This window comes from Rhodothermus bifroesti (assembly GCF_017908595.1).
Lineage (GTDB): Bacteria > Bacteroidota > Rhodothermia > Rhodothermales > Rhodothermaceae > Rhodothermus > Rhodothermus bifroesti.
On record NZ_JAGKTL010000002.1, the window covers coordinates 486023 to 498467 of the forward strand.

10 protein-coding genes are annotated in these 12445 nt (G+C 55.3%); 6 read left to right on the plus strand and 4 right to left on the minus strand.

The window, feature by feature from the left end:
- Window positions 1-2: 2 nt before the first annotated feature.
- Window positions 3-902, minus strand: a complete 900-nt coding sequence (locus J8E65_RS05830; protein ID WP_341481746.1) for an SAM hydrolase/SAM-dependent halogenase family protein — start codon at window positions 900-902, stop codon at window positions 3-5.
- Between the two features lie 23 nt (window positions 903-925).
- On the opposite strand from J8E65_RS05830, the gene J8E65_RS05835 reads away from it, so the two are divergent.
- A complete protein-coding gene (locus J8E65_RS05835) occupies window positions 926-1309 on the plus strand; it encodes a YraN family protein (protein ID WP_210374651.1) in 384 nt (127 codons plus the stop codon).
- 6 nt (window positions 1310-1315) lie between these two features.
- On the opposite strand, the gene nth is transcribed toward J8E65_RS05835, so the two are convergent.
- On the minus strand, window positions 1316-1969 hold the full coding sequence (gene nth, locus J8E65_RS05840; protein ID WP_210374653.1) for an endonuclease III: 654 nt from the start codon (window positions 1967-1969) through the stop codon (window positions 1316-1318).
- Between the two features lie 73 nt (window positions 1970-2042).
- On the opposite strand from nth, the gene J8E65_RS05845 reads away from it, so the two are divergent.
- Together J8E65_RS05845 and J8E65_RS05850 are read left to right on the plus strand one after the other, a co-directional pair.
- Window positions 2043-3650, plus strand: coding sequence for an FAD-dependent oxidoreductase (locus J8E65_RS05845; RefSeq protein WP_210374654.1), 1608 nt, complete (start codon window positions 2043-2045; stop codon window positions 3648-3650).
- Window positions 3651-3665: 15 nt separating this feature from the next.
- The gene (locus J8E65_RS05850) at window positions 3666-5411 is read left to right on the plus strand and encodes a thiamine pyrophosphate-binding protein (RefSeq protein WP_210374656.1); all 1746 of its coding nucleotides are present in this window, start codon (window positions 3666-3668) and stop codon (window positions 5409-5411) included.
- A gap of 50 nt (window positions 5412-5461) precedes the next feature.
- On the opposite strand, the gene glnA is transcribed toward J8E65_RS05850, so the two are convergent.
- Entirely contained in the window at window positions 5462-6913 is a 1452-nt protein-coding gene (gene glnA / locus J8E65_RS05855; protein WP_272491919.1) for a type I glutamate--ammonia ligase, read from the minus strand.
- Between the two features lie 346 nt (window positions 6914-7259).
- On the opposite strand from glnA, the gene J8E65_RS05860 reads away from it, so the two are divergent.
- From J8E65_RS05860 to J8E65_RS05870, 3 genes are read left to right on the plus strand one after another with little or no spacing between them, the layout of a single operon-like run.
- Window positions 7260-9254: a multiheme c-type cytochrome gene (locus J8E65_RS05860; RefSeq protein WP_210374658.1), complete on the plus strand. Its 1995-nt coding sequence runs from the start codon at window positions 7260-7262 to the stop codon at window positions 9252-9254.
- 31 nt (window positions 9255-9285) lie between these two features.
- Window positions 9286-11031 carry a CRTAC1 family protein gene (locus J8E65_RS05865; protein WP_210374660.1) on the plus strand — a complete coding sequence of 582 codons (1746 nt, stop codon included), beginning with the start codon at window positions 9286-9288 and terminating at the stop codon, window positions 11029-11031.
- Window positions 11028-11891: a tetratricopeptide repeat protein gene (locus J8E65_RS05870; protein ID WP_210374662.1), complete on the plus strand. Its 864-nt coding sequence runs from the start codon at window positions 11028-11030 to the stop codon at window positions 11889-11891. Before J8E65_RS05865 ends, J8E65_RS05870 begins: the two co-directional genes overlap by 4 nt.
- Here the strand turns inward: J8E65_RS05870 and J8E65_RS05875 are convergent.
- The gene (locus tag J8E65_RS05875) at window positions 11888-12442 is read right to left on the minus strand and encodes a carboxymuconolactone decarboxylase family protein (RefSeq protein WP_210374664.1); all 555 of its coding nucleotides are present in this window, start codon (window positions 12440-12442) and stop codon (window positions 11888-11890) included. The genes J8E65_RS05870 and J8E65_RS05875 overlap by 4 nt on opposite strands.
- Window positions 12443-12445 lie beyond the last annotated feature (3 nt).

The window sequence follows — 12445 nt, forward strand, 5'->3', positions numbered from 1 at the left end:
GGCTATGCGGTCTTTTGAAATACAATATGTACAGGTGTTCCCCGGGAGATAGCTAGCAACTCAGCTGCATTACCACCGTTAACGGCTACTTCCAGATAGTCGCTACTGCCAAACAGCAGCAGGGCCTCACCGTGGGCTACTGCGCCATAAGTGGGGTGGATTTGTTGGAAAATGTGGCTGCCTACATAGCACCGAAACGGTCGGCCGCGGCCGTACTGCGTAAATAGGGTGCGCGAGATATTCGTGATGCAATTTCCAAAGCGGTCGATATGGACCACCCAGCCTTGCAGTCCCTCAGCACTGCCTGAGGGCTCCATCCAGTGCAGTGTGGACAGTCGATCACGCGGCGTACCGAGCTCTTCAAGTGCTTTGCCTGTAGCCAGATGCCCAGCTACAGGCGCAAAGATATCCCTCCCATGGAAAGTCTGGCTGGGCGTTGGCGTTCGCCAAAAGGCCGGGCGGTCTAATTCGACCAAAGCTTCGGGTTGCTCTGTACCTAAAACCAACGTAAAAATTCCATTATCGGGTCCTACAAACCAGTGTTCTTTATGGCGCAGGGCTACAGCTCGGCGCTGGGTGCCTACACCTGGGTCAACCACCACGAGATGAATGGTTCCTGAAGGAAAATACGGCACGGCTTCGCGCAGCACGAATGCCGCTTCCAGGATATCTTGGGGATGAATTTCGTGGGTGATGTCAACCAGGCATGCCTGAGGCGCAATGCTGAGCAGCACGCCTTTCATGGCGGCCACATAGGCATCGCGCGTGCCAAAGTCCGTAGTGAGTGTAACAAGCGGTCTTGAAAAAGCCATGCCGTTGTCTTGGGAAGGATACGCAAAAGATACCAATTGCATTCCTCCAATGCCCATAAGGGAAACGGGATCCAGCGCATTTTCGTTCACGGCGTAAAGACCGCCTTTCGCGTATGGACAACCGGCAAATAGGTATCCAGGGGGAAGATTTGGCCGCAGCCTATCTGGAACAGCAGGGCTACCGCATTTTAGCGCGACAGTACCGCTTTGAGCGGGCTGAAGTCGACCTGGTATGCTTTGAACCCGCACCGCGGCCGGAAGAAGGGGGTGAGATTGTATTTGTCGAGGTCAAAACGCGGCGCGGCCTTGGGTTTGGTCGACCAGAAGAGGCCGTCACCCCTGAAAAGCAGCGCCACCTGATTCGTGCAGCCCAGGCCTATCTTTATGAACACCATCTGCAGCGGGCGCGTTGCCGCTTTGACGTGATCGCTATTGTGTTGCAGGATCAAGACCCTCCCGAAATCCGACATTTTAAAGATGCATTTTGGGCAACGTAGCCAGCTTCAGGCAGCAGCTGTTACGCCAATACGCGGACACAGGTCGGCTATGACGCAACGGCTACACCGGGGCCGGCGAGCTAGGCAGACGTAACGCCCATGGAGCACCAGGGCATGCCCAAACCACGTCCAAGCTTCACGTGGAATAAGCGCCATTAAATCCTGCTCGATTTTTTCCGGTGCTTGATGTGTGCTTAAACCCAGGCGCTGCGCCACACGGCTGACATGTGTGTCGACGGCTATTCCCTCTTGAAGGCCAAAAGCCGTACCTAGCACAATAGCAGCGGTCTTACGACCTACGCCTGGTAAGGCTGTAAGGGATTCCATGGAACGAGGTACTTCACCATGGTGCTGTTCAACCAGTTGGCGGGCAAGCTTGACCAGTGTGCGTGCTTTCTGACGGAAATAGCCTAGTGGGCGGAGAAGAGGCTCCAGTTCCTCGGGTTGCGCTTGGGCCAATGCTTCAGCTGTAGGATAGCGCCGGAAAAGCTCTGGGGAGATTTCGTTGACTTTTTTATCGGTGGTCTGAGCAGAGAGCACAGTAACCACCAGTAGCGTAAACGGGTTCGACCATTGCAGCTCAGTAGTAGCTTTCGGATAGGCTGCGCGCAGGCGTTCAAGCAACGCATAAACGCGCGTTTGTGCTTCTTCAGCAGGCATGGTGCAGCTTGGTTGCAACACTTAAAGTGCAAAGATAAATTCCAACAACCCAGGCTTAGCGCGCAAGGGGCTTATGGTACGCTATGAAGCCGACGTAGTCATTGTAGGAGGTGGGTTGGCCGGGCTGGTTACAGCGCTGGAACTCCTCAGCAAAAACCGGCGCGTGGTGCTTCTCGACCGTGATGAGCCAGAACGGTTGGGAGGCCTTGCGCGCGAAGCGTTTGGGGGCATCTTTTTGGTCGATACGCCTCATCAGCGCCGGTTGCGTATTCACGATAGCCCAGAGCTGGCCTGGAGCGACTGGCAGCGCTGCGCGCGTTTTGGTCCAGAAGACCACTGGCCACGTCAATGGGCGCGGCGCTACTGTGAGCGGTCAATTCCGCTTATTTTTGAATTTCTGGATCGGTTAGGTGTGCGCTTTTTACCGCTGGTCAACTGGCCTGAGCGTGGGCTGCATGAGCCGCTCAATTCCGTGCCTCGTTGGCACTTGGTGTGGGGAACAGGATATGAGCTGACAGCCCGTATCCTTGCAGCCCTTGAAGCCCATCCTAACCGCAACCATCTTACGCTGCATTTTGCGCACACCGTAACTGACTTGGTGCAGGAAGGTGGATGCGTTGTTGGTGTAGAAGGGGTTATTAGGCCTACAGGCACTCCGTTTGCGGCGCGAGGGGGAGCTGTGGTGATTGCTACAGGAGGCATCTGCGGAGGTGATTTGCAAAAGCTTCGAGAGCATTGGCCCCTGGCGTGGGGAGACCCGCCCCGCGTGCTCCTCAACGGAGCGCATCGGTATGCCGACGGTATGCTCCATGACCGAGCAGTAGCCTTGGGGGCACAGGCGACGCACCTGGATCGCCAGTGGCACTATGCTGCTGGTGTGCATCATCCTGCACGCCGCCGCCCAAACGACGGGCTGAGTCTTGTGCCCCCACGGTCTGCCCTTTGGTGCAATGCGTTGGGACGGCGCATTGGTCCGATACCGCTTGTGGCCTATACCGATACCCGTTGGATTGTTGAACAGATTCTGCACCAGCCTGGCCAATACAGCTGGCTGGTGCTCAACCACAAAATCGCCGTGCGAGAGCTGGCTGTCTCGGGCTGCGACTACATGGAGGCTTACCGCTACAAAAAACGGCTACGCATGCTCTGGGAACTCTTGCGCGGCAACCATCGCCTTGTAGAGCGGCTAATCCATGAGTGCCCAGAGGATTTTGTCGTTGCGGATACGCTTGAGGCACTTGTTGAAGGCATGAACGCGCGCAGCTTGTTTGGCCTTCAGGTGGATGGAGAAGGCTTGGCACGTGACCTGCAGGCCTACGATGCTATGATCGCGCGCGGCCCGGCTTTTTTCAACGATGAGCAACTCCGACGGCTGATGAACTTCCGCACCTACCGGGCTGATCGGCTTCGGCTGTGTCGCTTCCAGCCAATTCTTGACCCTAAAGCCCGTCCGCTTATTGCCATTCGCTGCTTTATTTTAAGCCGTAAAAGCTTGGGTGGGCTAAAGACCAACCTAGAGGGACAAGTGCTTGGCTCCAAGGACATGCCTATTCCCGGGCTTTATGCTGTGGGGGAGGCGGCCGGATTTGGGGGCGGTGGCATCCACGGCCAAGGCGCGCTCGAAGGTACCTTCTTGGGCGGTTGTATCCTTACAGCGCGTGTGACAGCGCAACATCTGTAGCTAAGGAGAAACACTATGCTCAAAAAAAGTGGGGCCTGGCTTATCCGTTATGCCTTAGAGCAATTGCCGGTACCGTTTACTTTCGGTATTCCTGGTGTGCACGTGACTGAACTCTACGATGAGCTAGGCCAAAGCAAACGGGTGCAACCCGTGCTGGTCACGCACGAGGGGGGTGGGGCTTTCATGGCCGATGCTGTTAGCCGGGTAGCCCCTGACCGCATCGGTGCGTTGGCCATTGTCCCAGCTGCTGGCGCAGCTTTGGCAATGGGTGGGCTGGGCGAAGCCTACCTAGCTGGTGTGCCGCTGCTGGTCATCTCAGGGGGAGTTCGGACAGACGTGCCCTATCGTTTCCAGCTCCACGAAATCGACCAAGCACGGCTTGTCGGTGCTGTTGTAAAAAAATTTTGGCGCGTAACGCAGCATGCCGATTTGGTGCCGACGATTTTTGAAGCCTATCGGACAGCTGTTTCTGGGGTGCCTGGTCCTGTGTTCATTGAAGTGCCGGTTAATCTCCAGCTTTTCCGTGGGGAAGTGCCGGCGTTGCCTGTTTTTACACCACCCCCGCCACCCGAAGCGCCCGACGATGCGCTCATTGAAGAAGCAGCACGTGTGTTGGCAGCCGCCAAACGCCCAGGCCTTTTTGTCGGATGGGGCGCTGTGGATGCCACTGCAGCGTTGATAGAACTTGCCGAACGCCTAGGGGCTCCGGTAGCTACAACGCTCCAAGGGCTAAGCGCTTTTCCTGGCCATCATCCCCTGCATGCCGGTATGGGGTTTTCTCGGGCAGCTGTGCCGGCTGCTGAGCGGGCGTTTCGCAGCTGTGACGCCTTACTGGCTGTGGGAACGCGCTTTGCGGAGATTCCTACGGGTAGTTTTGGCATTGAAGTGCCTGCGGCACTGGTGCATATTGATCTGGATCCTGGTGTGCTCGGGGCAAACTATCCAGCCTGTGTGGCCATTGCGGGTGACAGCCGCGTGGTGCTTCCTCGGTTGGTAGAAGCCCTGCGTGCACTGGGTGTGGATCATCGCGAGCGCTGCCAAACCGTGGCCCAGCAACTTAAAGCCGATAAGCAGGCCTATCGCGAAGCCTGGTACCGCCACGAGAGCGGCCATCGCGTCAACCCCGTACACTTTTTCGACGCGTTGCGTGCTGTGCTGCCTGAAGAAGCCATTGTGACCGTTGACGACGGTAATCATACATATCTGACGGCGGAACTGTTTGAAGTGCGGCATCCGCGGACGCTGCTCGTCCCGACCGATTTCAACTGCATGGGCTATGCAGTGCCGGCAGCCATTGGTGCGCGCTTGGCCTGTCCGGATCGACCTGTAGTAGCCATTGTAGGCGACGGTGCTTTTTTGATGACTGGACTGGAGCTGCTTACCGCACGCCGCATGAATGTCGGCGTTGCTTGTTTTGTCTTTCAGGATGGTGAGCTCAGCCAGATTGCCCAAGGACAGGAAATCCCATACAACCGGAAGACCTGCACAGTACTTGGTGAGGTTCGGCTCGAAGGCATTGCGCAGGCTGTAGGGGCGCGCTATGTGCGGCTTTCGGGAGATACGGCCACTTTACAGCGGTCCATGCAGGAAATGCTGTCTTGGATTGCCGGAGGCGATGTGGTGGTGGCGGAGGTACCTATCGACTACAGCCGACGCACGCGTTTTACGCAGGGTGTGGTCCAAACTGTGCTTGAACGCTTCCCCAAAGGAGATCGTCTGCGCTTTGTGGGACGCGCACTCTGGCGCCGGTTACGAGGATAAAAAAGGGGGGTGGCCCAAGGCCACCCCCTTTGGGTTCAGTCCAAAAGTCCTCACACGTCGAAGTACATGGAGAACTCGTACGGATGCGGCCGCATCCGGAGTTGCTGTACCTCGTTATCGTACTTGTACTGAATCCAGGCCTGAATCACATCTTCTGTAAACACCCCGCCCTCTAGCAGAAAGTCGTGGTCCTTCTCTAGGGCTTCCAGTGCCTCTTCAAGCGATTTGGGTGCTTGCGGTAATGCAGCCAGCTCCTCGGCCGACAGGTGATAAATGTCTTTGTCAACCGGCTGGCCTGGGTCAATCTGCTTGCGGATGCCATCTAGTCCGGCCAGTAGCAGTGCTGAGAAGGCCAGGTACGGATTGCAGGAAGGATCCGGAAAGCGCGCTTCGATACGCTTGGCTTTGGGGCTGTTGGAATAAACCGGGATGCGGATTGCCGCGCTTCGGTTACGGGCAGAGTAGACCAGATTGACCGGAGCCTCAAAGCCTGGTACCAAGCGACGGAAAGAATTCGTTGTGGGATTGGTGAAGGCAATAAGCGCTGGAGCATGGTGCAAAATGCCCCCGATGAACCACAGCGCCTCTTGGCTGAGGCCGGCATACTTGTCGCCGTAGAATAGCGGCTGCTCGTCTTTCCAGAGCGACATGTGCGTGTGCATGCCTGAGCCGTTGTCCCCAAAAATCGGCTTGGGCATGAACGTGACCGTCTTGCCGTACTTCCAAGCCGTGTTTTTGACAATGTACTTATAGTTCATCAACGTGTCGGCACACTTAAGCAGTGGTTGGAAGCGGAAGTCGATCTCGCACTGACCTCCAGAGGCTACCTCATGGTGCTGGCATTCTACAGGGATGCCAATGGCGGCCATGTGCAATACCATCTCGGCTCGGAGATTTTGCAGCGAGTCGGTAGGCGGTACAGGGAAGTAGCCCCCTTTGGTGGTTGGTTTGTAGCCCAGGCTGTCGTGCCGGCCACGGTTCCAGGCGCCTTCTTCAGAGTCGATCTTGTAGAAGGCATGGTTGGGGCCTTCATCAAAAGAAGCATGGTCAAACACGAAGAATTCTGCTTCGGGGCCAAAATAGGCAACGTCAGCAATGCCCGACTGCTTTAGATACTGCTCGGCCCGACGGGCAATTCCGCGTGGGCAGCGCTGAAAGGGTTCCAGCGTGCCTGGCTCATGGATTTCTCCAATGAGCACAACCGTTTTGTGCTGGTAGAATGGATCCACAAAGGCAGTTGTAGGATCCGGAATGACCAGCATATCCGATTCGTGAATGCTCTTCCAGCCGCGAATTGAAGACCCGTCAAAGCCGACGCCTTCGTCGAAATGCTCGGGCTCAAACTGGTCAGCAGGTACGGAAAAATGCTGCTGCTGACCAAGAAAGTCCACAAATCGGATGTCTACCATGCGAATTTCCTCACGCTCGATCAGCGTGAACACCTGCTGAATGGCTTCCTGCCGGGTTTCTACCGGCATCTCGGCAATTAATGGGGGCGCCATACGCACTCCATCGGTTTGGATTGACAATTTGAAGCATCCTAACTTAATAAGTTGACAACGATTATAACCTATATTTATTTAAAAGTCAAGAGATTTAATATTTAATTTTAAAGTTAAGATGTAATGAAAAGCTAAGATTTTGGCTTTAAAAGCTGGTCTGTCCTGGCTAAAACGCCTCTGGCATACCTATTCAGCGTTGCATGCGTTGAAAGAAAGGGCCCGAGCAGGTCCAAGGGGGAATGAAAAAAGTCCTTGACGAGGCGTCTGAAGCGATGTACTTTAGGGATTAAAAATACAAAAGAGAACTTAATTTTATTTTTGGCCATTAAAACAAAAATTCAAAGCCATGCAGCTCGAGCATCCCCGCGTTCGCGAGTGGCAGCATCGTCTGCTTTGGTGTGTAGGGGGATTGTTGCTGTTTGAGACGCTTAGCGGACTGGCCATTTATCTTTTGCCTTTTAGCGTACCCAGTCAGTTTATCGTGCTGTTGCACACGGTGGGGGGACTGGTGTTTACGCTGCCTTATCTCTGGTATCAAGTCCGGCACTGGTGGATTTACCGGCGCATACCGTGGAATCATCTGGTGGTGTTGGGTTATGCGGGCATGGTGGCTGTGGTGGTGGCTATTGTTTCGGGGTTGGTGTTAACCGTGCAGGCGCTTTGGGGCACGCGCATTCATTACGGTTGGAGTCGGGTGCACCTGTGGTCTACGTTCGCGTTGATTGCCACGGTGGTACCGCATGTGGTGTGGATCATGGTGCGCGACCACCGGGCCCGCAAGCGCGAGGTACTTCAGCCTGTACTGGTGGCCCAGCATCGGTTTTCTGTTGTGATCACCCTGCTGACGGCTGTCCTATTTGGGATGGTAGTGGCGGCAGCATATGTCTACCGCGCGCCGGCACGGTACGTGGAGTTGCCTGAGGATTACAGCTATCTCTATGGTCCTGATCGGCCTTTTGCCCCCAGTTTAGCCCGTACGGTAAATAACAAGGCTATTCCAGCTCACGTCCTGGGGGGATCGGCTTCCTGTGGACGATCGGGGTGCCATGAGCAAATCTACGAGGAGTGGGAGCCGAGCGCGCATCGGTATGCAGCTATGGATCCGCTCTTTCGACGCATTCAGCATGTGATGGGAACGCAAAACGGAGCCGAGTCCACGCGTTACTGTGGCGGCTGCCATGACCCGATTTCGTTGTTTAGCGGTACGAAAAACCTATTTCAGGACGACCTGACCAATCCGGTCGGCTTCCGGGAGGGCGTTTCTTGCGTTGTTTGCCATGCTATTCAGGAAGTCGATGTGCGGGGTAACGCCGATTACGTCATCCATGCCCCGCAGCCTTACCTGTTTGAGCGCGATACCAGCGGTATCGGTGTGCTGATCAGCAACTTTTTAATTCGTTCCTATCCTAAGCATCACGTTACCAGTCTAAGTCGACGGATGTTCAAAAGCCCCGAATTTTGCGGTGCTTGCCATAAGCAGTTTGTCGACGAAGAAATCAACAATGTCGGCTGGGTGCAGCTGCAAAACCAGTATGACAACTGGCGTCAGAGCCGCTGGAACCATCCAGGCGATCCTACCAAGACGATCGAATGTCGCGAATGCCACATGCCGCTCATGGATTCGTTTGATCCAGCTCGCGGGGATGCATTAGACTACAACCGTGCTGCTAACGACGGCAAGCACCGCAGTCATCGTTTCCTGGGGGCCAACCAGTTTATTCCTTCCCATCTGGAGCTGCCTGGCGGGAAGAAGCACGTGCAACTTATTGAAAAGTGGCTCAGGGGGGAAATTGAGATCCCTGAAATCGCAGACAAGTGGCGTAGTGGACCAGTAATTCCTGTGCAAATCTTGGCACCTAAGCAGGTCCGCCCAGGGCAGCAGCTTACGCTTGAGGTAGCGCTGCTAAACAACAAGGCGGGCCATGATTTCCCTACCGGTCCGCTCGATATCATTCAGTCGTGGATTGAGCTGCGCGTGACCGATGACCGCGGAAAAGAGGTGTTTGCCAGTGGGCGACTGGATGATCGCAACTTTATTGAGCCGGGGTCCTTTGCCTTTAAGGCAGAACCCGTGGATCGCTACGGGAATCTGATCGATCGCCATAACCTCTGGGAGATGGTCGGGGTGCGCTACAAACGGGCTTTGTTTCCGGGCTATGCCGACCGAGCACGCTATACGTTCACCGTGCCGCACGAGGCCCGTCAGTTGCACGTGAAAGCCCGGCTTTGCTACCGCAAGGTGAATCAATTCCTGCTCAACTTTCTGTTTCCGGAAACTACGCTTACAGCTCCTATAACAGAGCTCTCGGTCGATTCCATGCTTATTGCTGTAGCACCCTAATATGCTCTCCCGACGTCAACGCAAGCTTTTCATGGCCACAGGCATCGTCCTAGTAGGAACCCTTAGTGGCGGCCTGGTGGTCTGGCGCATGACCGAGACCGAAGAAGCTCCCTATCGACCTGGGGAGCGTGTCGAGGGCGTTGAAGCTCGACTGGTGCGCACGCTGCCTGCCGACTATCCGCGGATTACCTTTGTAGAGGTAACCCATCTGGCAGGTATTGACTTTCGGCACTTTTCAGGGCAGCGCACAAGTCAAATCCCGGAAGACATGGGCTCTGGAGCTGCTTGGGGTGATTATGACCGAGACGGGTGGGAAGACCTCTACGTAGTCAATACGATTGGGCCACTCACCATGACTCGTGATGAAGGGCGCAAAGCAGGCACGTGCAACCGGCTGTTTCGTAACAATGGCGATGGTACATTTACAGACGTAACCAAAACGGCTCGTGTTGGATTCTGCGGTTGGGGAATGGGAGCCACCTGGGGAGACTACGACAACGACGGCTGGCCCGATTTGATTGTCACGGCTTTTGGCGAACTGGTACTCTACCACAACAACGGCGATGGCACGTTCACTGAAGTAACCCAGAGGGCTGGTTTGAGCGGATTTGAAGGCTTTTGGACGGGAGCTTCCTGGGGAGATTACGATAACGACGGAGACCTTGACCTCTACATCACGGGCTACGTCCGTTACGTTCCCATGGAAAACGATCCCACAGCCCTGGGCTTTGACATCGAGAATCCACCCGGAATTAATCCTAGCTCCTTCGAGCCCGAGCGCAACCTACTTTTTCGCAACAATGGCGACGGCACGTTTACGGAAGTGGCCAGCCGTGCCGGTGTGGCCAACCCCATGGGCAAAAGTCTTAGTGCTGCCTGGGTAGACCTAGACCAGGACGGCTGGCTCGATCTCTATGTAGCCAACGACGTGTCGGACAATGCGTTCTTTCGTAACCGAGGAGATGGTACCTTTGAAGACCTGAGTTATCCCGCCCTGGTGGCCGACTATCGCAGCTCAATGGGGATTGCCGTAGGCGATTGGGATGGCGACGGTGATCTCGAACTGTTTCTCACCCATTGGGTCGCACAGGAGAATGCTTTTTATACCAACCTAATACGCGAAGAAGGAAAACTGCTGTTTCGGGATGAGGCGGATCGTTACGGGTTGGGGCAAATCTCGCTAGACTATGTAGGATGGGGGACTTTCTTTTTCGACTATAACAACGACGGCCGCCCCGACTTATTTGTCACCAATGGCAGTACCCTGCAGCAACGCGACCGGCCACAGCTCCTGGTCCCCCAAAAAGATTTACTTTTCTGGAATCGGGGTGCAGATGGCTTCTACGACGTCTCGGCCGTCAGTGGCAGCTATTTCGACTCGTTGTTTGTAGGTCGTGGAGCTGCGTTTGCCGACTACGATCGGGATGGCGACCTTGACCTTTTTGTGGTCAATCATGGCACTCGGGGCGTGCTTCTGCGGAATGAAGGCGGTAGCCAGCAAAGCTGGCTTCAGGTAGCACTGGAAAGCCGCTCTTGCAATCGCATGGCGCTTGGTGCTTGGGTGCGCGTTGTGGTAGGCAATAGCGCGCAGGTGCAGCAGATTGGAGCGCAGAGTTCTTACCTATCCCAAAATTCATATGTGGCGCATTTTGGTCTGGGAGAGGCCGCTGTAGTGGATACGGTGGAGGTGATCTGGCCCTGTAATGGAAAGCGTCAGCGCCTTGAGCACGTTCCAGCGCGTCAACGTATCCTCATCGTTGAATCCCCTGCATTATGAAGGCATGCTTCCCAATAGGATGGAGCCTCGGCGTTGTTGTATGGTTGCTCAGTAGTGCTTGTAGCTCTCAGGTTGATTCTACAGCTTCGGCGGATACAACGGCTGCTGAGCGCGCTCGCATTGTGCGTTTTTGGACGCTTTACCGAGAGGCTACGCAGAGACGCTTACAGGGGGAGCTAGAGGCAGCTTTGGCGCTTTACCAGCAAGCTTTAGCACTCGATAGCCTGCATGAAAACACCCTCTACCATCTAGGCAACACCTACTTGGAATTAGGACGTCTAGAAGATGCCTATCAGGTTTGGCAGCGCATGACTAAGGCGCACCCGCAAAGCGAGCGAGCCTATATGCAAATTGGGCGTTTGCATCTCTGTTATCCCCAAAGTCCGCTATTTAACCTTAAGGCCGCCCAGGTAGCCTTCGAACAGGCGCTAGCCATTAACAAAGAAACCACCGGACCCTTGTTGCGTCTAGGCGAAGTAGCTCTGCTGGAAAGGCGTTTCCAAGAAGCTGAGGTGCTGTTAGATAAGGTGCTTGCTGCCAACTTTCGCAGTGTGCCGGCTTATGTATTCAAAGCCTACCTGGTTTGGCAGCGAGGGGAACAAACGTTGGCAACCAAACTGCTTGAGCAAGCACGCCCTTATGCGAAGCCGCGGGTACCTGTGGAGCAGCTGCAGCTGGAGGAAGGCAATACACGTACAGGTCGGGCACTGGTAGCTGAGGAAGTAACTGCTTGTCCGCTTTTAGATTTCGACGAAACTGCTTTGGCCGACACAACACGTCCACTCAACGCAGTCGCTTTCTTACGGGAACTTGATGGGCGGCTTTCCAGCTTTTGGAAAGCAAGCCGGCCATTACCCTAAGTAAGGGATTGCGATTTGTAGCGGCTCGCATAGCCTCGCTGGGCCAGCTCAGCCCCCATGTCTTCATAGGACTTTGGATCCTGAGGAGCCCAAGTTGCTAAGCCGTCCACATAGCGGTTGTACATGCAAAACGCGGCAGCAATAAGCACCGTGTCGTGAATATCTTGGTCGGTAGCTCCAGCAGCTCGGGCTTGCGCAATGTCGGCTTCACTTACGTGTTGTCCGCTAGCTTGGACTTTAGCAGCAATCTGGAGTAGGGCTTGCATCTTAGGGCTAAGCCCTGTAAGCGAGGCGTTGTGGAGCACGCGGTCAACCAGGTCTCTTTGCTCGCCGTAGAGGTGGCGTGCGGCAGCAGCATGTGATTGCGTGCAGAAAAAGCACCGATTGCGGGAAGAGACGTAGGCCGCAATGAGTTCCCGTTCGGCAGGGGTAAGGGGAGAGGGACCCCGCAGAAGTGCCTCAGCGAGTTCAATCAGTGGGCGACCTGTTTGGGGAAAGGCTGTCAAGAGTGCCCGGATGCCAGGCAATTCGGGTAGATTGATGTGGGGCATGGC